This is a genomic window from Pseudomonas sp. Irchel s3h14 (assembly GCF_900187425.1).
In the GTDB taxonomy this organism is placed as follows: domain Bacteria; phylum Pseudomonadota; class Gammaproteobacteria; order Pseudomonadales; family Pseudomonadaceae; genus Aquipseudomonas.
In genome coordinates this window covers 291221-315886 of sequence record NZ_FYDJ01000007.1, presented here as the reverse complement: position 1 = coordinate 315886, position 24666 = coordinate 291221, and the positions used below count along the sequence as shown (strand labels likewise).

The 24666-nt window shown below is 60.5% G+C and carries 23 protein-coding genes; 16 read left to right on the top strand and 7 right to left on the bottom strand.

What is annotated here, in order from left to right; all coding sequences use genetic code 11:
- Positions 1-2: 2 nt before the first annotated feature.
- The 5 genes from modC (at position 3) to CKW16_RS16740 (ending at position 3444) form a co-directional block, all read left to right on the top strand.
- A complete protein-coding gene (modC, locus tag CKW16_RS16760; protein ID WP_095129350.1) occupies positions 3-1082 on the top strand; it encodes a molybdenum ABC transporter ATP-binding protein in 1080 nt (359 codons plus the stop codon).
- A gap of 74 nt (positions 1083-1156) precedes the next feature.
- Positions 1157-2197 (top strand): DNA topoisomerase IB, encoded by a 1041-nt coding sequence (locus CKW16_RS16755; protein WP_095129349.1) that lies wholly within the window; start codon positions 1157-1159, stop codon positions 2195-2197.
- Positions 2198-2269: 72 nt separating this feature from the next.
- The gene (locus CKW16_RS16750) at positions 2270-2491 is read left to right on the top strand and encodes a hypothetical protein (RefSeq protein WP_046047413.1); all 222 of its coding nucleotides are present in this window, start codon (positions 2270-2272) and stop codon (positions 2489-2491) included.
- Between the two features lie 126 nt (positions 2492-2617).
- The gene (locus tag CKW16_RS16745; protein ID WP_007946177.1) at positions 2618-2848 is read left to right on the top strand and encodes a hypothetical protein; all 231 of its coding nucleotides are present in this window, start codon (positions 2618-2620) and stop codon (positions 2846-2848) included.
- 311 nt (positions 2849-3159) lie between these two features.
- Positions 3160-3444 (top strand): hypothetical protein, encoded by a 285-nt coding sequence (locus CKW16_RS16740; RefSeq protein WP_046047412.1) that lies wholly within the window; start codon positions 3160-3162, stop codon positions 3442-3444.
- Here CKW16_RS16740 and CKW16_RS16735 read toward each other — a convergent pair.
- Positions 3441-4127: a TetR/AcrR family transcriptional regulator gene (locus CKW16_RS16735; protein ID WP_095129348.1), complete on the bottom strand. Its 687-nt coding sequence runs from the start codon at positions 4125-4127 to the stop codon at positions 3441-3443. The two genes, CKW16_RS16740 and CKW16_RS16735, sit on opposite strands and share 4 nt — an antisense overlap.
- Before the next feature lie 170 nt (positions 4128-4297).
- On the opposite strand from CKW16_RS16735, the gene CKW16_RS16730 reads away from it, so the two are divergent.
- On the top strand, positions 4298-5134 hold the full coding sequence (locus CKW16_RS16730) for an NAD(P)H-binding protein (protein ID WP_095129347.1): 837 nt from the start codon (positions 4298-4300) through the stop codon (positions 5132-5134).
- A 158-nt stretch (positions 5135-5292) separates the two neighbouring features.
- Positions 5293-5502 (top strand): hypothetical protein, encoded by a 210-nt coding sequence (locus CKW16_RS16725; RefSeq protein WP_095129346.1) that lies wholly within the window; start codon positions 5293-5295, stop codon positions 5500-5502.
- A gap of 566 nt (positions 5503-6068) precedes the next feature.
- Here CKW16_RS16725 and CKW16_RS16720 read toward each other — a convergent pair.
- The 6 genes from CKW16_RS16720 to CKW16_RS16695 all read right to left on the bottom strand — a co-directional run bounded on the left by CKW16_RS16720 (position 6069) and on the right by CKW16_RS16695 (position 12519).
- A complete protein-coding gene (locus CKW16_RS16720; RefSeq protein ID WP_095129345.1) occupies positions 6069-6434 on the bottom strand; it encodes a hypothetical protein in 366 nt (121 codons plus the stop codon).
- A gap of 229 nt (positions 6435-6663) precedes the next feature.
- A complete protein-coding gene (locus CKW16_RS16715; RefSeq protein WP_095129344.1) occupies positions 6664-7065 on the bottom strand; it encodes a biopolymer transporter ExbD in 402 nt (133 codons plus the stop codon).
- 1 nt (position 7066) lies between these two features.
- A complete protein-coding gene (locus CKW16_RS16710) occupies positions 7067-7792 on the bottom strand; it encodes a MotA/TolQ/ExbB proton channel family protein (RefSeq protein ID WP_095129343.1) in 726 nt (241 codons plus the stop codon).
- A gap of 85 nt (positions 7793-7877) precedes the next feature.
- The gene (locus CKW16_RS16705; protein ID WP_095129342.1) at positions 7878-8690 is read right to left on the bottom strand and encodes an energy transducer TonB; all 813 of its coding nucleotides are present in this window, start codon (positions 8688-8690) and stop codon (positions 7878-7880) included.
- An 86-nt stretch (positions 8691-8776) separates the two neighbouring features.
- Positions 8777-9862: a sigma-54-dependent Fis family transcriptional regulator gene (locus CKW16_RS16700; protein WP_095129341.1), complete on the bottom strand. Its 1086-nt coding sequence runs from the start codon at positions 9860-9862 to the stop codon at positions 8777-8779.
- A gap of 239 nt (positions 9863-10101) precedes the next feature.
- Positions 10102-12519: a TonB-dependent receptor gene (locus CKW16_RS16695; RefSeq protein ID WP_095129340.1), complete on the bottom strand. Its 2418-nt coding sequence runs from the start codon at positions 12517-12519 to the stop codon at positions 10102-10104.
- 631 nt (positions 12520-13150) lie between these two features.
- Between CKW16_RS16695 and CKW16_RS16690 the strand changes: the two genes are divergently transcribed.
- From CKW16_RS16690 to CKW16_RS16650, 9 genes are all read left to right on the top strand, one after another.
- Complete coding sequence (locus CKW16_RS16690; protein WP_095129339.1) at positions 13151-14200, top strand: ABC transporter substrate-binding protein; 1050 nt, start codon at positions 13151-13153, stop codon at positions 14198-14200.
- A gap of 39 nt (positions 14201-14239) precedes the next feature.
- The gene (locus tag CKW16_RS16685; protein ID WP_095129338.1) at positions 14240-14914 is read left to right on the top strand and encodes a class II aldolase/adducin family protein; all 675 of its coding nucleotides are present in this window, start codon (positions 14240-14242) and stop codon (positions 14912-14914) included.
- Positions 14915-15043: 129 nt separating this feature from the next.
- Positions 15044-16387 carry an LLM class flavin-dependent oxidoreductase gene (locus CKW16_RS16680; RefSeq protein ID WP_256580509.1) on the top strand — a complete coding sequence of 448 codons (1344 nt, stop codon included), beginning with the start codon at positions 15044-15046 and terminating at the stop codon, positions 16385-16387.
- An 80-nt stretch (positions 16388-16467) separates the two neighbouring features.
- Positions 16468-17529, top strand: coding sequence for a microcin C ABC transporter permease YejB (locus CKW16_RS16675; RefSeq protein WP_095129336.1), 1062 nt, complete (start codon positions 16468-16470; stop codon positions 17527-17529).
- Positions 17529-18671 (top strand): ABC transporter permease, encoded by a 1143-nt coding sequence (locus CKW16_RS16670; RefSeq protein ID WP_095129335.1) that lies wholly within the window; start codon positions 17529-17531, stop codon positions 18669-18671. Before CKW16_RS16675 ends, CKW16_RS16670 begins: the two co-directional genes overlap by 1 nt.
- Positions 18671-20272 (top strand): ABC transporter ATP-binding protein, encoded by a 1602-nt coding sequence (locus tag CKW16_RS16665; RefSeq protein ID WP_095129334.1) that lies wholly within the window; start codon positions 18671-18673, stop codon positions 20270-20272. Before CKW16_RS16670 ends, CKW16_RS16665 begins: the two co-directional genes overlap by 1 nt.
- Before the next feature lie 23 nt (positions 20273-20295).
- Positions 20296-22164 (top strand): extracellular solute-binding protein, encoded by a 1869-nt coding sequence (locus tag CKW16_RS16660; RefSeq protein ID WP_218244082.1) that lies wholly within the window; start codon positions 20296-20298, stop codon positions 22162-22164.
- Between the two features lie 25 nt (positions 22165-22189).
- The gene (locus tag CKW16_RS16655) at positions 22190-22789 is read left to right on the top strand and encodes a nitroreductase family protein (RefSeq protein WP_095129333.1); all 600 of its coding nucleotides are present in this window, start codon (positions 22190-22192) and stop codon (positions 22787-22789) included.
- A 76-nt stretch (positions 22790-22865) separates the two neighbouring features.
- The gene (locus CKW16_RS16650; RefSeq protein WP_095129332.1) at positions 22866-24629 is read left to right on the top strand and encodes an ABC transporter ATP-binding protein; all 1764 of its coding nucleotides are present in this window, start codon (positions 22866-22868) and stop codon (positions 24627-24629) included.
- Positions 24630-24666 lie beyond the last annotated feature (37 nt).

Here is a 24666-nt window from a genome sequence, read left to right as displayed (position 1 = left end):
CGATGATTCATACGCGTCTGAAACTGAGGTACTCGGGGTTCGCCCTGGAAGTGGATCTGCAATTGCCCGGCCGCGGAGTCACTGCGCTTTACGGTCATTCCGGTTCGGGCAAGACCACCTGCCTGCGCTGCATCGCCGGCCTGGAGAAGGCTGAGCAGGGTTTCATCCAGGTCAACGACGAAGTCTGGCAGGACAGCGACAAGAAGATTTTCGTGCCGCCACACAAACGTGCGCTGGGTTACGTCTTCCAGGAAGCCAGCCTGTTTCCCCATCTGTCGGTGCTGGCCAATCTGGAGTTCGGTCTCAAGCGCATTCCTCGCCAACAGCGGCGGGTCGACATGGCACACGCGACTGAACTGCTCGGGATCGGCCATTTGCTGGATCGCCATCCGCAGCACCTTTCCGGCGGTGAGCGGCAGCGGGTCGGCATCGCGCGCGCCTTGCTCACCAGCCCGAAGCTGTTGCTGATGGACGAGCCGCTGGCGGCATTGGATAGCCAGCGCAAAAACGAAATCCTGCCTTACCTGCAACGACTGCATGATGAGCTGGACATCCCGGTGCTGTACGTCAGCCACTCACAGGATGAAGTCGCGCGGCTGGCCGATCACCTCGTTTTGCTCAGCAACGGCAAAGCGTTGGCCAGCGGCGCTATTGGCGAAACGCTAGCCCGTCTCGACCTGCCCCTGGCGCTGGGCGACGACGCTGGCGTGGTAATCGAGGGGCACGTCAGTGCCTATGACGCCGACTATCAGTTGCTGACCCTGCAACTGCCGAATACGACCCTGAACATTCGCGTGGCTCACTCACCGATGACCCCGGGTCAGGCGCTGCGCTGCAAGGTTCAGGCGCGGGATGTCAGCCTGAGCCTGCAAAGCGTCGAGCAAAGCAGCATTCTCAATCGCCTGCCGGTCACCGTGATCAGTGAATTGGGCGCCGACAACGCCGCCCACGTGCTGATTCGCCTGGACGCTGCCGGCACACCGCTGCTGGCGCGGATCACCCGCTACTCCCGGGACCAATTGGGCGTGCACCCCGGCCAGCAACTCTGGGCACAGATCAAGGCGGTAGCGGTGCTGGCGTAAATCCGCTGGCACGACTGCAACGGCGTGCGGTCAATGGCTGTAACGGCCCTGCTCCCTCGCCAAGGACTACCGCCATGCCCGATACCGCGCTGCCCGATGTGCTGCCATCCGACCTGCATTACGTCGAAGACACCCAGCCCGGTATCACCCGCAAGAAACTGCGTGGCAAGTTCTGCTACTTCGATCCCGCGGGTCAACGCATCACCGATCAAGACGAAATCAAACGCATCAATGCCCTAGCTGTGCCCCCGGCCTACACCGATGTGTGGATCTGCGCGGACCCGCGCGGCCATCTGCAAGCGACCGGTCGTGATGCCCGGGGTCGAAAGCAATACCGTTATCACCCACGCTGGCGAGAAGTGCGTGATGCCGACAAGTACTCACGTTTGCGGGACTTTGGGTTGGCGCTGCCAAAACTGCGCAAACAGCTTGAAGCACTGCTGGCGGCTCCCGGCTTCAGTCGCGACAAAGTCATGGCCACGGTCATCACCTTGCTCGACGCGACGCTGATCCGGGTCGGCAACACCCAATACGCTCGAGACAACCGTTCCTACGGCCTGACCACCCTGCGCAACCGTCACGTCGAGGTCAACGGCAACGCGATCCAGTTCCAGTTCCGCGGCAAGAGCGGCGTCGAGCATCAGATCACCGTGAAAGACCGGCGCCTGGCGCGGATTATCAAACGCTGCCTGGAAATCCCCGGGCAAAACCTGTTTCAGTACCTGGATGAAAACGGTGAGCGGCACACCATCAGTTCCTCCGACGTCAACGCCTACCTGCAAACCCTCACCGGTGCCGATTTCACTGCCAAGGATTACCGCACCTGGGCCGGCAGCGCATTGGCGTTGGCGGTGTTGCGGGAACTGCAGTGGGAGCCCGAATCGGACGCAAAACGGCACGTGGTGGAGATGGTCAAAAACGTTGCCAAACAATTGGGTAACACTCCGGCAGTCTGCCGCAAGTGCTACATCCACCCGGCGGTGCTCGATGGTTTTCTTGTCGGTGCGTTGGCTGAGCTGCCCAGGCCACGAGCGCGCAAAGGGCTCAGGGCAGAGGAAGTCGGGCTTGCGGTGTTTTTGGAGAAGATGATCGCAACCGTTGAAGCGACGAACTGACCTGTCTATTTTTTGCACGATCGCAAATGGCTTCTATAGTTGTTGTGAACCTGAATTAGCTGCGGTGACGCCATGGAAGACATTTTCGTTGTGAAGCGTTGCAACAAGATCATCATCTATGGCCGCCGAGCCGGAGATACCAACCATCCACCACCCGATGCCGCCGTCTGGTATCGCATTGCCGATACTCGAACCCGTGGCTTCATCGGTGACGGTTTCGACCATGAAGAAGACGCCCGGCGTGAATGCCGGCAGCTCAATGCCAGGTCGCAAGTGACGGTCCGAGAAGGCTGATGCCACCGGCCTTTCACGGGTCTATACTGAAAAAAGCTGAAGGATTAGCGACCCCATCGGCAGACAGCTCGCTCCCCGCGGGCTTTTTGCTGCCAGTTACAGGTTTCTTGAACGGAGGTGTTTGCCATGTCCGAAAAAGAGTCCATCACCACACTGCTCACCCTGCTCGACTCCCGTCAGGCTCGCCTGGCAGCGGCATGCAAGGAAATCGCCGACTGGGTCGATCATCAAGGCGGGCACCCGACGGCCCTCCGAATCCGTGATCGTCTGAACGACATCGAGAAGGACACGCCACTGATTCGCAATACGCTGTCGTCGCTCAAACCTGTCGACCCGCCCCTGCCGCGGTTCAGATGATTCGATCTGGACATCCTCAAGGACACGGCCTGATTCAGGACGCATAAACGGCGACCTTATCGTCACCGGGTGCGTCCTTGCCTGAGCGCTTCCTGCTACATCCCCAACCCGGCCTGGCGCTGGGCTTTTTTATTACTGTGCAGTCTATTTCACACTGTGTTCACAACTCACGCCCTACAGTGACCGGACTCCTTTGAAGAATCCCCCCTGGCCCGCCCGCATGCGGGCCTTTTTTTTTGCCCATTACGCAGGCAACGAACGTCACCGTACGCTGGAGGTCAAACGATCACACGTCACGAAGGAGGCGTCTGATGGTTACTCACTTCAAAGTCGGCGGGCATCTGGCCTGCGGTCACAAAGGCAGCAAGCTCGTTTCAACCAGCGAACTTACCCGGGTGAAATGCAGAAGCTGCCGCAACACCGACGCGTTCAAGGATGCGCGCAAAGACCAGCGCAACGCTGCACGCCGCGCCGCACGCAAAGCCAAAGTTACGCATACAGCCAATGACTGGCGCGCGGCTTGGGTCGAACGGCTCACTGCTATGGAAGGATTGCAACGATTGCCTCGTGGTTTTACCGGTCAACCTTTCGTTTAACTGACAGCTTCGGCGGCTGAATCGAATTCACTCGATCCGGCCGCTGGCGCCATGATTTCCAGCAATGACATGCGTTTGAAAGCCTCGACCAGACCACGCCCCTCCTCCGGTGTGCAGGTGATGGCCAGCCGCATCGTCGCCTCCCCCAGATGCCAGATCAGAAACGCAGATTCCCGAACCCGCAACGCATCGCTGTCGGGGAACACCCGAAGCATCGCGTCAGCCAATAACCCGCCCGCAATACGACTCTCCTGCAGTTCCAACGCCATGAGCTGTTTGTCCGCCTGCATCCCGGACCAGATATCACGCATCGCAGGTGTAGCAAAAACGATCTCGTAATACTGATCGAGCAGCTCCGAATAGGCTGCTTGCAATCCTTGCGCGTCCTCGACTGCACCCAACGCCTCTTCGATACAGCGGCGGCTTTCGGCGTTATAGCGCTCGGCGAGCATCTGAATCACCGAACTCTTGTCAGGAAAGTATTGATAAAGCGATCCGATCGATATCTCTGACCGCTCGGCAATTTCACTCATTTTTAATTGATCGCTGCCCTTGGTCACGATCAGTTGAGTCGCCACGGCCAGTATTCGCTCCTGACGCTCTCGACTGCGTTGTTGTGTGGGGTTGCGCCGAGTCGGCTCTGAAACAAGCGGCTCGAGCACCTCAGGAATTTTCTTGGGCATGGGTACACTTTCCGTTCAATAAACATGACATAGGCTCACCTTAGCACCGCTCAACAGGAAGCTTCCATACGTCGGTTTCCAGGGTTCTGTCGGTTGACGGCATAAGGTGAGGGTTTATCATCTTTTTTAACGTGAGCACCACTCACATTAACCCGATGGAGATGAACGCGATGAAAACCACTCAAGAGAACATCCTGATTCTCGGCGCGACTGGCAAAACCGGTCGTCGAATTGCCCAACGACTGGAAACTGCCGGCCGGCCTGTCCGCTTGGGGTCCCGGGGAGCGACACCCCGTTTCGACTGGGAAGATCGAACCACCTGGGAAGCTGCGCTGGATGGCATTCACGCGGTCTACCTCTCCTTTCAACCAGACCTCGCTGTCCCTGGCGCGCTGGAAACGGTTCAAGAATTCACCGATCAGGCGGTCAAAAGCGGTGTCAGCAAACTGGTGCTGCTATCGGGGCGCGGCGAGGTCGAAGCAGAACAGGCCGAACGCGTCATCCAGAACAGCGGAGTCGACTGGACAATCCTGCGGGCCAGCTGGTTCTTCCAAAATTTCAGCGAGGCGCACTTCCTGGGACCTATCCTTCAAGGGGAACTGGCCCTCCCCGTCGGTCATATCGTAGAGCCCTTCATCGATGCAGAAGACATCGCCGAGATCGCGGTCGAGGCGCTGACCAAACCAGAACACTCTGGCCAACTCTATGAACTGACGGGCCCACGAGCGCTGACGTTTGCCGAAGCCGTCGATGAAATCGCCCATGCGACAAAACGCGAAATCCGTTTCGCCGCAGTGCCGCCAGAGGCTTATCGTCAGGCGCTGGAACAGGAAAAACTTCCTGCACAACTGATCGACCTGGTGCTGTATCTCTTCACCACCGTGCTTGATGGCCGTAATACACCGGTTGCCGATGGCGTACAGCGTGCGCTGGGTCGGCCGGCGCGGGATTTTTCCGATTATGTTCGGCGCACGGCTGCTACGTGCGTCTGGGCAAATGAGGGATGAAATCGAGTATTGCATTCCATCACGAACCCAATAACGGCACCCGCGAGGCGCCCCTGGCACCCTGCCATTTTTGGCGGCAAACAGATTTCTCGACTAGGGTTCTATCGAATCGAAATGGCGCCGGCTGCGTTGGCGGGCCTTGATCAAGGAGGAGACAGATGACACCTATTCGTATTGCGGAGAAAACCTATCGCACTTGGTCCAGCCCTATCTTGCTTGAACTCAAAGAAAGAGAGCATCAGCTCGATCCGGCAGCCCGCCAGGCTCTTCAAAATGTCTTGGCAGAGAGAAGGCTTGTCGATGACGGCAACCCTTCTGGCGAAGATCGACGCGGCGCTAATCCAGGGGTTAGCGGTCGGGATCAATAACTGCCGTGGGCTGAAAAAAAGCAAGCCAGAAACAAACAAGGGTTTGCATCAGCTTTCGCCCGCAAACCCTTGATTTAAGATGGTGCCGAAGCCGGAATCGAACTATCCTCTTTGTCGCTGAAAATAAAGGAAATTTTCAAGTTCGAAAATTTCTGTACCTCTATGTGTACCCTCATTGGGCTTCCATTGGTACGACTGGAACGCAGTGAGCCAACGAGTAGACGAAAATATCCCGGGTGTTTTTTCGTTCCTCGTGGAATTCAGTCAAACTCCATGGCGCAATATTTGGAGCGGGAAACGAGACTCGCATCTGGCGTCCGACCCATTGAAATCTAAGGGTTTTCGTTTATTCCTGAAGTAGGAATGGACTTGATTCTGGACTTGTTTTCAGGGTGTATCAAGAGCAAAAAGGAGTGAATCCACGCCACGCTATTGGATTCTAGCTATAGCCAATTGACGATTTTGGCGGCTACAAAGCCAGCTTTGCACTCGGCGTCATCGAGATTGACTGCATGGCTCATGCTAGGCACAAGTTCTTCGGCCTGTAATCTAAAAATCCTTAGCCGCTATGTGGCAAGCTCGACGTAGCTAGACTCCCCTCCTCCAGTCGCGCCCGACAACCAACCCCATACGAAGGTCAGAGTGGTACGTCCAGCGTGATCAACGCCTACCGTGCCGCGAGACCAGCCGGCAAGCATCTCGCCATCCGTAGTTAAACACTGATAAAGAAGCTCAATGGTATCGGGGCCTGTCGCGCGCCCGACTTGATTACCCATGCGAATTCGGCCGCCTTGGTAAGTGCCCGAAATGGCATTTTCCTCGACATGGTAGTGAAATACTGTGCCCACACCGGATAGCCCGTGGGCGTTGTCCGCTACCGTAAATCGGCGATTGTTCAAACGCTCGCTGATTTGAGAAAAGGGCGTTTCCATAAATGACGAGTCCTTTAGTCGATATGTTCCATTCCAGCCTGATTATCTTAAGCCATTTTGTCGCGACTGATGAAGGTACTGCTTTGGCTATCTCTGGAGATTCGAACTCACGACGATAAAAAGCAAGATGGGTTCACCGCCCGCTTACTAACAGCTAGTGGAGTTTGCTCGCCAAACGCGGTCTCCCCCATAATTCACCGCCCCACATCTAATGCAATAAACCCGAATCCTATTTCGCCGTAATCACCGACAACTTGGTAATCCCGGCCCGCTCGATCGAGGCCATGGCCCTGGCCACTTCACCATAATTCACTCCGTTGTCCGCCTGCAGTTGCACACGCACGTCGGGATTTTTCACCTTGGCCGCCTGCAGGTTGAACTCGAGCAGATCAGCCTGAATCTCATCTTTGTTGATGAAAACCTTGCCCTTGTCGTCGATGCTGACCACCAGCGGATCTTTCTGGTCCACCGGTGCGACAGATTCGGTCTTCGGCAGGTTGATCGGGATCGCGTTGGTCAGCAGTGGCGCGGTGACGATGAACACCACCAGCAGCACCAACATCACGTCCACCAGAGGCGTGACGTTGATCTCGCTGAGCACTTCATCGCTGTCTTGTGTAGAGAACGCCATATCAGGACGCCTCCTTGACTTTCTGCCCGGCGACGGTTGCTCCGGACTTGCTCAACACCGGATGCAGCAGCACGCGAAACGCGTTTTTCTGCGCGAGGCTATAGAAGTCGTGGGCGAAGTCATCGAGGTCGGCGGCGGTCAGTTTCAGCCGACGCAGGAAGTAGTTGTAGACCAGCACCGCCGGCACTGCGACGGCAATGCCGACGCCGGTCGCTACGAGGGCGGCACCAATCGGCCCGGCCACGGTTTCCAGGCTCGCCGAGCCCGCTGCACTAATACCTTTCAAGGCCGACATGATGCCCCAGACGGTGCCGAACAGGCCGATGAAGGGCGAGGTGCTGCCGATACTGGCGAGGATGGCCAGGCCGCTTTCCAGCGAGCGACGTTCGCGCACGATCTGCTGGCGCAGGGCGCGCTCGAGGCGGTCCTGGAGGTTGATTGCCTGGCTCAGGTCGGCGGCTTGCGCGTCTTCCGGCACCTGGATCGCCGCGTAACCGGCCAGGGCGACGCGAGCGGCGGCGCCCGGTTGGCTATGGGCCAGTTCAGCGGCGGAATCGAGACTCGACGCGGCCCAGAAGTGTTTATGGAATTTGCGGTCCTGGGTCTTCAGGCGGGTGAACTGCACGCCCTTGAGCAGGGCCAGGCCCCAGGTGGCCACGGAAAACAAGATCAACAGCCAGATGACGGCGTGTTCGACGGATTCGAAGGGGGATGCAATCAGGTTCATGGTCAGGCTCTCCAACAAGGCATTAAATCGGTTGTAGCGATGCGCCTTTTGTCAGGTGGCCCGCAGTGTGTTTCGACAGGTTGAGTTACTTGATTTTGAAGTCGATGGGCACGCTGACCCAGCCGTCCTGGGCGACATCGCCCTGCTTGGCCGGGACGAAACTCCAGCGCTTCACAGCAGCCAACGCGGCGTCGTCGAGTTGATCGCGGCCACTGCTTTTCTGGATCTGGATCTCAGCGGGTTTGCCGCTGGCCAGCACATGCACCCGCAACAGCACCGTGCCTTCCCAACCGCGACGCAGCGCCAGCGATGGGTATTCCGGCGCCGGGTTCTTCAGGTAACCGGCGCTGGCCGACGCTGGGGTCACCGGTTTGGGTGCAGGGGGTGTCGGAGGGGCTGGCGCGGCGACCGGTTGTGGTGGCGCCGGTGGTGCCGGTGGCTGCTCCACTGGCTTGGCCGCAGGCTTGGGCACCGGTTTGACCACGGGCTTGGGTTTGGGGACAGGTTTGGGTGGCGGTGGCTTGACCGCCAACTCATCTTCAACCGGTGGCGGTGGTTCGACCACGGGCTGCGCAATCGGCTCGGGCGGTGGCGGCTCCACCACCGGGGGTGCCGGCTGCGAGAACTCGATGGTCATCGGCGGGATCTCCGGCGGCACCACCGGCAATGCCGGCGGCGGTGTCTGGTTGACCCAGACGATCACCGCCCCATGCAGCACCAGCGCGAACACCCCGAGCAGGACACCTTCGCGGCGACTCAGCACCCGCTTGGGTGTGCTGTGCAGCCGCGACTGCGCCAGGGGTTCCCGGAAGACCCGGCCAAGGTCGAGCAGTTCGCCACCGGGTGCCGGGTGCCGAAACACCTCGAAGGCACGGGTGGCGCTCTGGACATTGCCCATTGATTGACTCCTGTAGATCTTCAAAATTGATATCGAGGCCTGGGTGCCTGGGGACTCGCCCCTGCGCGAACCTGACGCCTTGATCCCTACACGTGATCCACGTCCGGCTTCGCAGCCGACGGGGTGATTTCACCGATTTTCTCAAGCCGGGCGCGCACGATGTTCCGGCTGATGCCGAGCAACCTGCCGGTCTGCAATTGGTTGCCATGGCAAAAGCGGTAGGCCGTGCGAAACACGGTCTCCTCGATATGCTCATAGAGGTTGGCCTGGTTGCTTTCGAACAGCGCGGTCAGTACCGTTTCGAGATCGATCGGTCCGGGAAGACCGTGGCCGGCTTGGACAGCGGTCTCGTTACGGATGCCCGAACTGCGCATATCCACCAGGTGCAGATCATTGGGTTGCACCAACTGATGACGGCACACCAGCAAGGCGTGATGGATGGCGTTTTCCAACTCGCGGATGTTGCCCGGCCAGCTATGGCCCAACAGCTTGCGTTCAGCCTCGGCACTCAGCGTCGCGCGGTTGTAGCCCAGGCGCTGGCAATGCTCTTCCATGAAAAACTCCGCCAGCGGCAGGATGTCCCCGGGACGCTCTCGCAGCGCCGGCAACCGGATGGTCGCCACGTGCAGGCGATAGAACAGGTCTTCGCGAAAATGCCCGGCGACCACGGCGTCCGCCAGGTTGACGTTGGTCGCCGCCACCAGCCGCACATCGATCGGGATCGGCGTCCGCGAGCCCAGGCGCACCACTTCGCGCTCCTGCAGCACTCGCAACAGCTTGACCTGCATGTTCAACGGCAAGTCACCGATTTCATCGAGGAACAACGTGCCGCCTTCAGCCGCTTCGAACCAGCCGGCCTTGCTGGTGGTGGCACCGGTGAAGGCGCCTTTCTCATGGCCGAACAGTTCGCTTTCCACCAGGGTTTCGGCAAAGGCGCCGCAGTTGACCGCCACGAAAGGCGCATCACCGCGGCGACTCAAACGATGGATGTGCCGCGCCACCAATTCCTTGCCGGTGCCGGTCTCACCGAAGATCAATGCATTGGCCTCACTCGGCGCCAGACGCTCGATGCGTGTCAGCAATTCCTGGGAGCGCGGGTCCTCGAAGACCAGCACCGTGGCACGCACTGACTTGGTCAGTTGACGGGCATGTGGATGAGTGATGAGAGACATGAGCGGCTTATCCGGACCGAGAGAATGAACTCATAGTGACGTATATTTTTATATACAAATAATCATATAAATTCATTTATATATTCCTTAAGCGAATATCAATTTTTGACCATGTTTTGGCTGAAACCCCCACCTGCTCTGGCCCGGAGCGCTCCAGATGGACTGTTGCTCCAGCAACAGTCCATCCGCACAAATGGTTGCTGGAGCAGCAGTGAGCACCCTGCCAAAAAGCTGCTTTTTCAGAAATTGATCGTGGTTTGCAGGCCAAATGTCCGAGGCGCCACATAGGAGGTCGGATAGACCCCGCGCTGGTTGACGATTTGCGACAGCACCTTGTTGGATTGGTCGGTCAGGTTGTTGACGAAGCCCGTGACCTGCCATTTTTTGCTGGCGGCCTGATAGGTCACGCGGGCGTTGCCGGTCCAGTAATCCGGGGTTTCCTGAACCGGATCTTCCTGCACCGTGGCGTTGTGATAGATGTGGCTGCGATAGGCCCAGTCAGTACCCAGGATGACTTGCCCGCCGATGGCAACCGGTATCCGGTAGTCGGTATCCAATCGGAAAGAGGTCTCTGGTGTCCGGTAGAACTTGTTGCCGCTGGCATCCAGGCTCACGCCGCCGATGGTGTATTCGAAGTTGGTGTACTCGGCACGCAGCAACCCAAGACTGGTGGTGACCCGCCAGAACTCGGTGGGCAACGCTTCGATCTCGAACTCGACACCCTTGACCTGGCCGTCGGAGCTGCCGGCGGTGCTGGTAATGGTGGTACCCGGCACCTGTTGCTGGATGTTGAGTTGCAGATTCTTGATGTCGTAGTAGAACAGCGACACGTTGGCATTCAGGCGCCCGCCGAGCCAACTGGTTTTCAACCCCAGTTCGTAATCGGTGAGGGTTTCCGGATCGGTTTCAATGATGCCCCGATTGACGATCGCCTGGTTGAAACCGCCGGAACGGAAACCGGTGGCGATCCGCGCATAGCCGAGAATGTCATCGGTGAAACGATACTCCGGGGTGATGTCCCAGGTGGTCTGGCTCCAGTCGGCATCCTTGCTCAATGACAGCGGTGCGACCAGCCCGGTCCCCCTGACCGAATCCGGCGTCCCCCCGGGCTGGGTGACGATCACCAGGTTCTGGTTTGCAGGGGTGTCCTGGACCGTCAGGGTGGTTTCGGTAATGTCCTTGGATTCCCAGGTCTGGCGCAGGCCCAAGGTCAGCGCCGCACGGTCGGTGAAACGGAACTTGGTGTTGCCGAACAGGGCGAAACTCTTGGCGTCCTGGTCCCAGGAACTGCTGCTGTATTGCTCCTGGGTATTGCCGCTCTTGAAGCGGATCGAACGGGTGTCACTGTCGGCCTGCAAGTCGTAGTAGTAGGCACCGAGCATCCAGGTCAGACGCTGATCCGCCGGAGAGCTCAAACGCAGCTCCTGGGTGAACTGCCGGGACGAGGTATCGCCCAGGGTGCTGGTCTGGTCGAGCAAGGTTCCCGGTGGCACGCCAGCACGCACGTCGGTGTCGCCATCACCGTGGCTGAATGCGGTGATCGACGTCAGGGTGTTTTCCTCCAGGTACCAGTTCAACTTGAGGCTGAGGCCGACCTGGGTGTTCTCGCCGGTACTTTTACCGCCCCAGAAATCGCTGCGGTTGTCCGGATCGTCGCCATAGGGCGGAATGTACGAACCCCCGCCCTGCCGGATGGCTCCACCGGGGTTGGGCGTGGTGACGTTGTTGACGCTGGTGGCGCCGACCAGAAAGTTCGGCGGGTTGCCAGTGTGCAGTTCCCGCACGTTGAGGCTCAGCAGCGCATCGAGGTTGTCGCCGAAGTTGCCCAGCAGCTGGAAGCGACCGTTGAAGTCTTCCAGTTGGGGGCCGGTTTCATCGGTGACGATGTTGTCCGCCCAGCCATCGCCTTTCTCGTAATAAATGGCCGCGCGGCCAGCCAGTTTGTCGTCGACCAAGGCGCCGCCACTGGCGGCTTCGAGGGTTCGTTTGCCGTAACTGCCGATGCCCAGCTTGGTGTAGCCGCTGTTTTCGAAGGTCGGTTTTTTCGAGATGAAATGGATCGCGCCGCCGGTGTTGTTCTTGCCCCACAAGGTGCCTTGCGGACCGCGCAGGACCTCGACCCGTTCCAGGTCGAACAGCGGAAAGTTCTGATCGCCCTGCAGGCCAATCACCACCTCGTCGACGTAAATCGACAGTGGCCCTTCCTGGTTGGCGTTGGGATCGTTGGTGCCGATCCCGCGCAGGAACCAGCGGGGTTTGCCGGTGCGGCCGCCGGTGTTGCTGCTGGACTGGGCCGACAGGTTGGGCGCGAGGCGCTCGATGTCGGTCGAGGTGGTGATGTCCTTGTCGCGGATGGACTCACCGGAAATCGCGGTGATCGGGATCGGCACGTCCTTGAGTTTTTCCGAGCGCTTCTGCGCGGTGACCACCACCGTATCCAGTTGATCGTCCTGTTCGCCGACCTGCGGGTTCTGCTCGGTGCCGGCCTTCGCGGCGGGTTGTGCGGCGAAGGCCGAACCTGCCAGCAGACTGGCCGTCAAGCCACCGATGCATGCATGGGAGACGGCCTGAGCCAGAGTTTTCTTGAAATAACGCGAAGTATCCGGCACGAGCAAAGCCGCGTGGGCTTTGCCTCTTTGTATATTCAGGCGCGACATTAAGTATTTCCTTTGCAGGCACAGGCAGTTGAGGGGCTGACAACTAAAATCAAGCTTGAAATAGCAGAAACTGTGCCATCTGCTATTAGCTACCTGAAACCCACGCAGCGCCTGAAAGAAACAAGTTAACGCCTCAACAAGTTCGTTGCACTTATGTTGCAAGCCAGACAACCCACTGCTGTTTGACTGCTGATTCTCCAGCACCTTTCGGTCTGGAGTTTTCCTTCCATATAAACAGTTAAATTCTGAAGCCGATGAACTGCGACATTTAAAGATAAGCTAATAACCAAACCACAAGGTCGCCACAACCCCGTATCTGCTGGATTTTACGCCTTCTGCTTGTTCGTTGCCTGCCTGGCAGCAATCGCTTCGGGAAAGTGCTGCCTATGCAGCAGCGTCTGGAAACGCCTGGCAATTACCCGCTACTTACTTATTCATCCACGCAAAAAAAATCCCGCCATTCCACCTTCTAAAAAAACCCACAAGGCCTTATTTCACGGGCCTCTCGCCGACTTCCAACAACAACAAAAACAATACTCACAACCATCAAACAACCCACCTTTAAAAGTTTGGCATGGAGTGTGCTCTATTGATTAACGTCAATCTTCACCACCCCACTCGAGGACGTTCCATGAGCACTTCCACTAACCCTGTAAAGTTGTTCTATACCCGGTGCGGTGCTGCCACTGCCTCGGCGCTGGCGATCCGCAAAAACTGGCTGCAGGAAGAGTTCGCCGCTCCGGGAACCGAGCTGCACTCCCTGCGCGATTCGGACAGCCTGGCCGTGCGCAATGCCCACTACCATCACCAGCAGAGCGGCCTGTTTCGCGAAGGCGGCAACATCCCGCCGATCTGGGCCAAAGGCAGTGGCCAGGACACCGTCGTCGTCGGTATCACCTGGCTCGATGAATACCAGGGCATCCTCACCCGCGCCGACAGTGGCATCCGAGAAATCGCCGACCTCAAGGGTAAGCGCCTTGGTGTGCCACTGCACAGCAACGCCGTGATCGATTTCCAGCGCGGTGCCGCCCAGCACGGTTTTGCCACGGCGCTGACTCTGGCCGGCCTGAGCCCTGAAGACGCCACCTTCGTCGACCTCGAAGCCCCCAGCTACGACAGCGAAGACGGCCCGCGAAAAATTCGCGACGAGCGTCCGGACGTGGCGATCGAGGCCCTGGAAAACGGCACTGTGGACGCGATCTTCCTGCGCTTTGCCCGCGGTTATCGCCTGTCCCGGGACCCGCGTTTCCATCAAGTGATCAACATCAATGAATTGCAGGATCCGCTGCTGCGGGTCAACAACGGCACGCCACGCCCGATCACCGTCGACCGACTGTTCCTCGAGCAACACCCGGAACTGGTGGTGCGTTACCTCGCCGTACTGCTGCGGACCGCCGAATGGGCCACCGCCCATCACGAAGAAGTGGTGCAACTGCTGATCCCGGAAGACCGCAACGCCACGGCGGCCGAAGTCATCGGCTCCCACGGCCCGGACGTGCACCGGTCGTTCACCCCCAAATTGACCCCCGAGTACATCGAAGGGCTGACCGTGCAGAAAAATTTCCTGCGCGACTGGGGCTACCTCAAAGCCGATTTCGAGGTCAGCGACTGGATCGTCAGCGGCCCGTTGGAGCAGGCACAGAAACTCGTCGAGCAGGAAAGAACCGACGCGGCCGCCTGAAAACCTTAACCACGCATCAGCCTATTCTGGAGATCCACTATGTCCGCTTTCGAAACCACCACTGGCATCGACCTGGTCGCCTACATCGATCAAGCCCGGGCCGATGCCGTCCACGCCTTTGAAACCCTGCGCGAGAACGGCACCCTGTCCGCCAGCCTGACCTTCCACATCTCCCACCGTATTCCCGGTACCGACCAGTTGCTGGGGATCCGTTTCCCCGGTGGCCTGGCGCGCGACCAGGCACCGAAAGTCAGCGTCTCGGCCTTCTCGGAAAACCCCGGTTCACTGATCAACGAACCGCGCCTGGAAGCCGACACCGTGATCCATGTGCACACCGCGTGGCTGTCCGCCTGGTCGCTGGCCCACAAGCCGTTCCCGATCCTTTATGTGGCCGCCGCACGACACCTGCTGGCACGGGAAATCCCCAACCATCTGGAGCGCACCCGCAGCCCGCTGGAAGTCATCCGCGAGCGTCTCGACAAGCACCCGGAACTGGCACCACCGCCGGCCCTGCTGGAATCCAATGGCGGCGCCAACTTCTGGGGCACGGGAATCCTGAAAACCGCCGAGACCATCCTCTTCGTCGAAGAGGCCGCGCGCTTCCAGGCGATTGCCGAGCAGCTCGGCGGCGCCCAGGTATACACCCCGGGCGCACTGGAACTGCAATGGAAACGCACCGGCCTGCTAGAGAAATCCAAAGCCTTCACCGGCTGAATCGGCGGATCCGGGGCGCCGTGCGCCCCTGACCGGCGAGAGGCTGTAGAGCCTGGGTACGCGCTGCGTACCCAAACCATGGGGTGTGCCTGGCACACCTTCGGGCCCCGTATTCAGAGAGACGCACCCGTGAGCCACGACAACAGCAAAAAACGCCAACTGGCCCTGAACGTATTCCTCCACCGTTTCGGCCATCATCCCGAGGCCTGGCGCCACCCCAGTTCACAGGGCAACGGTCGCCCGGACCTGACCTGGTGGATCAACGCCGCCAAGCTGGCCGAAGCCGCGAAGTTCGACACCTTTTTCGTCGCCGACTTCATCGGCCGTTCCGGTGACATCACCCCGCAGACTGGACGCAGCGGGCAAAACTATCAGTTCGAACCCTTTACCCTGTTATCCGCCATCGCCGCCGTGACCGAGCACATCGGCCTGGTGGCGACCGTCAATACGAACTACGACTCGCCCTACCATGTGGCGCGCAAGTTCACCTCCCTGGACCACCTGAGCGGCGGTCGCGCAGGCTGGAACGTGGTCTCGTCGTTTTCCGAGCACACCGCGAAGAATTTCGGCATCGACGAGCCGCGCTCCCACGAAGAACGATACGAGCGCGCCGCCGAATTCATCGCCGTCACCAAGGCCCTGTGGGACACCTGGGATGACGACGCTTTCGACAATCCGGATCGCCAGGCCGGGGTGTTCTACGAAACCCGTTCGGCACATCCGGTCAACCACAAGGGCAAGTACTTCGACGCCGAAGGACTGCTGGATTTCCCCCGCCCGCTCCAGGGTTACCCGGTCATCGTGCAGGCTGGCAACTCGGAAACCGGGCTCGAATTCGCCGCTCGCGAAGCGGAGATGACCTACGCCTCGGCCCAGTCGCTGGACGTGGCCAAAGCCTATTACGCCAACCTGAAAGGCCGCATGGCGAAATACGGACGCGACGAAGACCAGCTGAAAATCACCCCGGGCCTATCGGTGGTGGTCGCCGAGTCCGATCAGGAAGCCCAGGACCGTTTCAACGAACTGCAGCAGCTGGTGGACGTGAGCAACATCAGCTTTGGCGGCTTCGATCTGTCCGGCTACCCGGTGGACGGTCCCCTGCCCGACCTGCCCTACCAGGCAGAAGCCAACGGCAAGGGGCGCTTCCAGCAACAGCTGGACCTGGCCCGCCGGGAGAGCCTGTCGATCCGTGAGCTGGTCCTGCGTTTCCGCGTCTCGCGCGGCCATCTCCAGGCCATCGGTTCGGTCAAGACCGTGGCCGACATCATCGAACAGTGGTTCGTCGAACGCGGCGCTGACGGCTTCAACGTGGTGCCGCCCTACTTGCCCCAGGGCTTCGAGGACTTCACCCGGCTGGTCGTCCCGGAACTGCAGCGACGCGGGATCTTCCGTACCGAATACGAAGGCAAGACCTTCCGCGAAAACCTCGGCCTGAAACGCCCGGGCAATCCTCGCGATACCCGCAGCGCTTGAGCTAGTCATGGAAGCCGTACCGACTTCTGCCGCCGGCTGCGGCGCAAGTCGTTTTTCTCACCGACGCTGGAACCGACGCCATGCTGTATTACCTGTTGACTCGCCTGCTGGCGATGATCCCCACGCTGTTCGGGGTCCTGACCCTGACGTTCCTGGTCACGCAATTCGTCCCGGGCGGTCCGGTCGAGCAAGTGCTGAGCAACCTCGACCAGCAGAGCGCCCGCTCCGGTGCCGAGGGTGGCGTGGCCAGCAGCGGCTGGAGCTACAGCGGGCGCCAGGGCATCGACGAACAACAGGTGGTGCACCTGACGCGCCAGTACGGTTTCGATCAACCGGTCGGCGAGCGCTACGTGATGATGCTGAAGAACTTCCTGCAGTTCGACCTGGGGCAAAGTTACTTTCGCAACGAGAGCGTCTGGGAGCTGATCAAGTCCAAGCTCGGGGTCTCGGTGTCTTTGGGGATCTGGACCTTTGTCCTGACCTACCTGATCTCGGTGCCGCTGGGCGTGGCCAAGGCGGTGCGCGCCGGCAGCCGCTTCGACCTGATCAGCAGCCTGCTGATTCTCGCCGGCTATTCGATCCCCGGTTTCGTCCTCGGCGTGCTGTTGATCGTGCTGTTCGGCGGCGGTTCGTTCTGGGACGTGTTCCCCCTGCGCGGCCTGACTTCGGACAACTGGGACGAACTGAGCAGCTTCGGCAAATTCACCGACTACCTGTGGCACATCACCTTGCCGGTCGCGGCCTCGGTGATCAGCACCTTCGCCCTGAAAACCCTGCTGACGAAAAACACCTTTCTCGAGGAAATCAGTCGGCAGTACGTGCTCACCGCCCGGGCCAAAGGTCTCTCGGAACGCCGGGTGTTGTGGAAGCACGTTTTTCGCAATGCCTTGCTGCCGCTGGTGACCGGTTTTCCCGGCGCCTTCATCGCGGCCTTTTTCACCGGCAGCCTGTTGATCGAAACCCTGTTCTCCCTCGACGGGCTGGGCTTGCTGTCCTACGAGTCGATCAACAGCCGTGATTACCCAGTGGTCCTGGGCAGCCTCTACCTGCTCACGCTGATCGGCCTGCTGACCAAGCTGGTGGGCGACATCGCCTATGTGCTGGTGGACCCACGGATCAAATTCGACGCCCAGGTGGCCTGATGACTTCGCAAACTGTTGCACCACCCTCGATCTGGCGCCGCTTCTGGCAGCGCCCACCCTACCTTCGGGCCCCGGTCGCGGATACCGACCTGGCCCCCGCCCTCACACCTGGCCGGCGCGTATGGTTGCGTTTCAAGCAGCACCGCTTGGGTTACTGGAGCCTGATCATTTTCACCTCGTTGTACCTGTTGAGCCTGGGGGGCGAGCTGATCAGCAACGACAAGCCGCTGCTGATCTATTTCCAGCAGCACTGGTATTTCCCGTTGTTCGAGGACTACCCGGAAGCGGTCTTCGGCGGCCAGTTGCCGATTCACGCCGACTACAACGACCCGTTTATCCGCGAGCAACTGGCACAGCCGGGGAACTTCGCGCTGTACCCGCTCAACCCCTATTACTACGACACCCTCAACTACTTCTCCAACGCCGTGCATTACCCCGGCCCACCCACCGCAGAAAATCTGCTGGGCACCGATATCGCCGGCTACGACATCATTGCCCGGCTGCTCTATGGCTTCCGGGTCTCGGTAACCTTCGGCCTGGCGCTGACCTTCATCGGCACGGTGCTCGGGGTGTTGATCGGCGCCGTGCAGGGTTACTTCGCCGGCAAGATCGACCTGTTCACCCAGCGCCTGATCGAGGTCTGGGGATCCCTGCCGGAGCTGTACCTGCTGATCATCTTCGCCTCGATCTTCGAGCCGAGCCTGATTCTGCTATGTGTACTGCTGTCGCTGTTCGGCTGGATTTATCTGTCGGATTTCGTGCGTGCCGAGTTCCTGCGCAATCGTCAGCTGGAATACGTCAAGGCCGCGCGGGCCATGGGCCTGTCCCATGCCCAGATCATCTGGCGGCACATCCTGCCCAACAGCCTGACGCCGGTGATCACCTTCCTGCCGTTTCGCATGAGCGCGGCGATCATGGCCCTGGCCAGCCTGGACTTTCTCGGCCTGGGCGTCGAGGCACCGGCGCCGAGCCTTGGCCAGTTGCTGCTGCAGGGCAAGGAGAACCTCGATGCCTGGTGGATCGCCGTGTCGGCCTTCGGCGTGCTGATGCTGACCCTGTTGCTCCTGACCTTCATGGGTGAAGCCCTGCGCAACGCCCTTGATACCCGCATCGCCGACAAACCGCTGGCGGAGAACCTCTGATGAGCACGCCCTTGCTGAGCCTGGAACACCTGACGATCAGCCTCGGCAACCGCCGGGTGGTCGATGACCTCAACCTGCAGATCCAGCCCGGCGAACGCCTGGCGCTGGTCGGCGAATCCGGCTCGGGGAAAACCGTGACGGCGCTGTCGATCCTGCGCCTGCTCGCCCAGGCGCGGATTCAAGGCAGCATTCGCCTGGAAGGCCAGGAGTTGCTGGAAAAATCCGAGGCGCAGATCCGGCAGATTCGCGGGCGCGACGTGGCGATGATTTTCCAGGAGCCGATGTCGGCGCTGAACCCCCTGTTCAGCATCGGTGAACAGATCATCGAGACCCTGCAACTGCACGAAGGCCTGACCCCGCGCGAGGCCCGGGAAAGAACAATCGCCCTGCTCGCCCGCACCGGCATTCGCGAGCCGGAACGGCGGGTCGACAGCTATCCGCATCAGTTGTCCGGTGGCCAGTTGCAGCGGGCGGTGATCGCCATGGCGCTGGCCTGCCGGCCGAAACTGCTGATCGCCGACGAGCCGACCACCGCGCTGGACATGACCGTGCGTGCGCGCATCGTGCAGTTGCTGCTGGATCTGCAGGACGAAGAACTCGCTCGGGGCGATGGCCAGGGCATGGCGATTTTGCTGATCACCCACGACCTCAACCTGGTGCGGTGCTTTGCCCAGCGCGTGGCCGTGATGGAACACGGCAAGCTGGTGGAGAGCAACGAAACCGCTGCACTGTTCGCCAACCCGCAACATCCCTACACCATCAAGCTGCTCAACAGCCGTCCGCAACGGCAGATCGAACCGATCGCCAACGACGCCGCGACCTTGCTGCAGACGTCGGGGCTGCGCGTGGAGTATCCGAAGAAGCGTCCGGGTTGGCGCGGCTGGTTCGGCCATGAGCGCTACATCGCTCTGGAAGGTGCCGAAGTCTCGTTGAAGGCCGGTGAAACCATTGGCGTGGTCGGTGAATCCGGTTCGGGAAAATCGACTCTTGCCCAGGCCATTCTCAGCCTGATCCCGGTGCAGGATGGCGAGCTGGAATTCGACGGCATCCCCATCAGCCAGCGTACCCGACAACAGAAGCGTGCCTTGCGCGCCCGGTTGCAGGTGGTGTTCCAGGACCCGTACGGCTCGCTTTCGCCGCGGCAGACGGTGGCGCAGATCGTCGGCGAAGGACTGGCCCTGCACTTCCCCGAACTGAATGCCGCGCAACGCTTGCAGCGCATCGTCGAAGTGCTGGGCGAAGTCGGCCTGCCCAGCAGCGCCCTGACCCGTTACCCCCACGAGTTTTCCGGCGGTCAGCGCCAGCGCATCGCCATTGCCCGGGCGTTGGTGCTCAAGCCGCGGGTGGTGGTGCTGGACGAGCCGACTTCGGCCCTCGACGTCTCGATCCAGAACCAGGTGCTGCAACTTCTGGTCAGCCTGCAGAAAAAACACGCCCTGAGTTATGTGCTGATCAGCCATGACCTGGCGGTGGTCAATGCCCTGGCGCACCGCCTGTATGTGATGAAGGACGGGGTGATCGTCGAGTCCGGGGACACCGCCAGCCTGATCGCCAATCCCCGGCACCCCTATACCCAACGTCTGGTTCAGGCCTCGTTGTAATCCGGTTCATGGAAGCAGTGCTTATGAAAGTGTTCAGACTCCCGTTGTTGCAGCCCCTGAATCGCCTGGCCCAGGGCATGACGTTCGCCGCTGTGCTGCTGGGCACCGCGTCACCGGCATGGGCGGCCCATGCGGTCGCGCAATTCGGCACGCCGAAATACCCAGCGGATTTCCAGTACTTCGATTATGTGAATCCCCAGGCGCCTAAGGGCGGCAGCCTGTCCATGTCGCTGGTCGCCACCAACAGCAGCTTCGACAAATACAACCCCTACAGCCTGCGCGGCACGCCACCGCCGGGTTTGCTGGAACTGGTGTTCGAGACCCTGACCATCAATGGCCTCGACGAACTGAATACCCAATACGGCTTGCTCGCCGACGATATCCAGGTGGCCCCGGACTTCGGCGCGGTGGAATTTCACCTCAACCCCAAGGCGCGTTTCTCCAATGGCGATCCGGTGACTGCCGCGGACGTGCTGTATTCGTTTCAGACGCTCACTGGCGGCAAGGCCAGCCCGCGCTTCAAAGCCTACTTCGGCGAAATCGAGCGTGTGGTGGTCCTCGACCCACTGCGGGTGCGCTTCGAGTTCAAGCGCAAGGGCCGTGACCTGTCGTTCATCGCCGGCAGCCTGCCGGTGTTCTCGCCGAAGTGGGGGTTGCAGGCCGACGGCCAGATCGTGGCGTTCGACGAACGGCGCTTCGAACAGCCAATCGCCAGCGGCCCCTACCGGATCGACAAGGCCATCAGCGGACGCAGCATCGTCTATCGACGCAATCCCGACTATTGGGCCAGCGACCTGCCGGTCCGTCGCGGTTCGTTCAACTTCGACAGCATCGACTACAAACTCTACAAGGACCGCGACACCCAGGTCGCCGCCCTGCGTGCCGGCGATTATGACTTCATCAGCGAAACCCAGATGCGTTACTGGTGCTGCCAGTACATCGGAAAGCGTTTCGATAAAGGCGAGTTGCTCAAGCGCGAGTTCCCCCACCGCAACCCGCCGGCCATGAACGGCTGGGTAGTCAACCTGCGCAAGGAGCGCTTCCAGGACCCGCGAGTGCGCGAGGCGCTGAACTATGCCCTGGACTTCGAATGGATCAACCAGAAGATTTTCGATAACGAATTCAAGCGGGTCGACAGCTTTTTCGCCAACAGCCCGTTGGCCGCCACGGGTTTGCCCAGTGCCGACGAGCTGAAGCTGCTGGAGCCTTACCGTGGGCAGATACCGCCGGCGGTGTTCGGTCCGATGCTGGTCCAGCCGTCGACCCGGGCGCCGGCCAGCGTCCGGCAGAACCTGACCAAGGCCCTGGACCTGTTCGCCGCCGCCGGTTGGCATAACCGCGACGGCGTGTTGCGCAACGCCAAGGGCGAGCCGTTCATTCTCGAAGTGGCCGGCACTCGCGCGCAAAGCCCCTTTACCGATCCGATCTACCTCAACCTGAGCAAGATCGGCGTGGTGGTGAAGAAGCGCCTGACCGACGCCGCCACCAGCCGCAAACAGATGACCCATTTCGAATACGACTACACCACCCTCGCCTTGCGTGAGGCGCGCATGCCCGGTGATGAACTGTGGCGCAACTTCAACAGCCGGGATGCCGACCGCCCCGGCTCGGAAAACATCACCGGAGTGAAGTCCGCAGCAGTCGACGGCCTGATCAAGAACCTGCTCGAAGCCGACAGCCTGCCAGCGCAACAGACCGCCGCCCATGCCCTCGACCGGGTGCTGATGCACAGCCACTACGTGATCCCCTGGCGCTACCTGGACAAGCACTACTTCATCTACAACCAACGCCTGCAACAGCCGCAAACCCTGCCGCTGTACTACGGCGCCAACGAGTGGGTGATCGCCACCTGGTGGGACAAGACCGCCAGTCCCCTGACCGCCAAACGCTGACCCACCCCATTTTCGAGGCCTTGCCATGTCCCAGACCCGACAGTCCACCCACGCGATTCATCCGCTGTTCATCAATCGCTGGTCACCCCGTGCCTTTACCGGCGAACCCATCGACCAAGACACGCTCGACAGCCTGTTCGAGGCGGCGCGCTGGGCACCTTCGGCGAACAATTCGCAGCCCTGGCGTTTTATCTACGCGCGCAACGATTCCGCACATTGGGGCTCGTTGCTCGAGTTGCTCAACGAGAACAATCGGCGCTGGGCGGCCAAGGCCTCGGCGCTGATCGTGCTGGTGTCGAAAACCAGCCATTGGCGTCCCGGTGCGAGTGAAGCCACCCACCTGCGCAGCCATTCACTGGACGCCGGAGCAGCCTGGGCCAGCCTGGCCCTGCAAGCCGAACATGCCGGTTGGCGTAGCCATGCCATCGGCGGTTTCGACCGTGACAAGGCCCGTGAAGTGCTCGGTGTGCCGGAGGGTTACCAGGTGGAAATCGCCATCGCCATCGGCAAACAGGCCGCCCGGGAAACCCTGTCCATTGAACTGCAGGCGCGGGAACAGCCAACCCCGCGCCATCCGCTGCAGAACGTCGTCGCCGAAGGACGTTTTGCTTTCGAGGCGACCTGACCGACAGCACCGTACAAGCGCAGGCACGACTGACGTCGCGATGCCCCCTATCAGCCTTTGATCGACAAGAAACCCTATGAAAAACCTCTGGCGCACCATTCAGTTCATCCCCGAATACCGTGGACGGGTGATCGGCGTCATCGCCGTCGGCACCATCCTCGGGGTCATCGGCACGGCCACGCCCTATCTCTACAAGTTCATCGTCGACGCCATCGCACAACTGCTCGCCGGCACCATCAGCAAGGAGGAAGCGACCTGGAGCGTGACCGTACTGCTGAGCATCTTCTTTGCCCTGCGCCTGGGGGTCGTGGTGTTCGGCGCCCTGCAAAACAAACAGGCCGACGATCTCTGGCTGGATACCGTCAGTACCTTTCGCCAGCGCGTCTTCGACAACATGACGCAGAAGTCCATCGACTACTTCGAGAAGACCCGGGTCGGTGAAATCATGGACCGCTTCGGCAACATCACCAGCATCACCATGTGGCTGTCGTCGCTGACCGAAGGCACCCTGGCGAACATCCTGCAGATGCTCTTCATCATCACGGTGCTGCTGGTCAAGGCACCGCTGGTGGGTGCGATCATGGCCGCTGTGCTGCTGCTCAATTTCTGGATTTCCTACCGCACCGTCGGTTGGACGCGCCCCTATCGGCGCGGCTGGCAGGCCCTGGCCGGACGCATGACCGGGCTGCTGGCGGAGATGGTCGGGAACATTTCCACCGTGCGCAGTTTCGGTGGCGAGCCGGCGGTCAAGCAGCGCTATGACGACACCCAGGCCGAATGGCTGATCACCCGCGGCAAGCTGCATACCACCGAGTGGCGTTCGGAACAGGTGCTGAACCTGATCAACACCTTTGGCGTGTTCATCGCCGTGGCGTTGACGGTGCATGGCGCCTTGCAAGGGCGCTTCACCACCGGCGATATCCTGCTGATCCTGACCCTGACCCAGAACCTGATCAACAACATCGCGCCCATCGCCCGGCAGATCAACCAGGCCGGGGAGATCGAGAGCAACGCCGAGCGCCTGATCGAGCTGCTGGACATTGCCGCCGAGCACGCCGACCGCCCGGATGCGATTCCCCTGACCCGGCTCGACAGCATCACATTCGACAATGTCGGTTTCCGTTACCCGGGCAAAGAAGAGTACGCACTTAAGCACGTGTCCTTCCACCTGGAGGCCAGCCGTACGCTGGCCCTCGTGGGCACCAGTGGCAGCGGCAAAACCACCATCGTCAAACTGCTGATGCGTTTCTACGATGTCAGCGAAGGCCGGATCCTGATCAATGGCATCGACCTGCGCGACTATCAGCAACGCAGCGTGCGCGCACTGATGGGCGTGGTGTTGCAGGATGTGGCGCTGTTCAACGACAGCATCGGCGAAAACATCGCGTTCGCCCGCCCCGGAGCGACCATCGAGAAAGTCCGCGAAGCGGCGCGCGCGGCCCATGCCGACGAGTTCATCCAGCGCATGGAAAACCAGTACGAGACCCTGGTCGGCGAGCGCGGCATCAAGCTCTCCGGTGGCGAAAAGCAACGGGTCGCTATTGCCCGGGCGATCCTCAAGGACCCGCAACTGATCATCCTCGACGAAGCCACCAGCGCCCTCGATTCCGAGTCCGAGCACCTGGTGCAACGGGGCCTGGAACAACTGATCAGCGGCCGCAGCTCAGTGATCATCGCCCACCGCCTGAGCACCGTGATGAATGCCGACCTGATTCTGGTGATGCGCAATGGCGAGGTGCTGGAACGCGGCCGCCACAGCGATCTGGCGGCACTGGAAGGCGGTTTCTATTCCCGGCTGTTTGCCCTGCAGAGTCAGGGACGGCCGGCTGTGGCGAACTGAGCCGATGCACTCGCGACAACCCTTGCTGGCCCCCCAA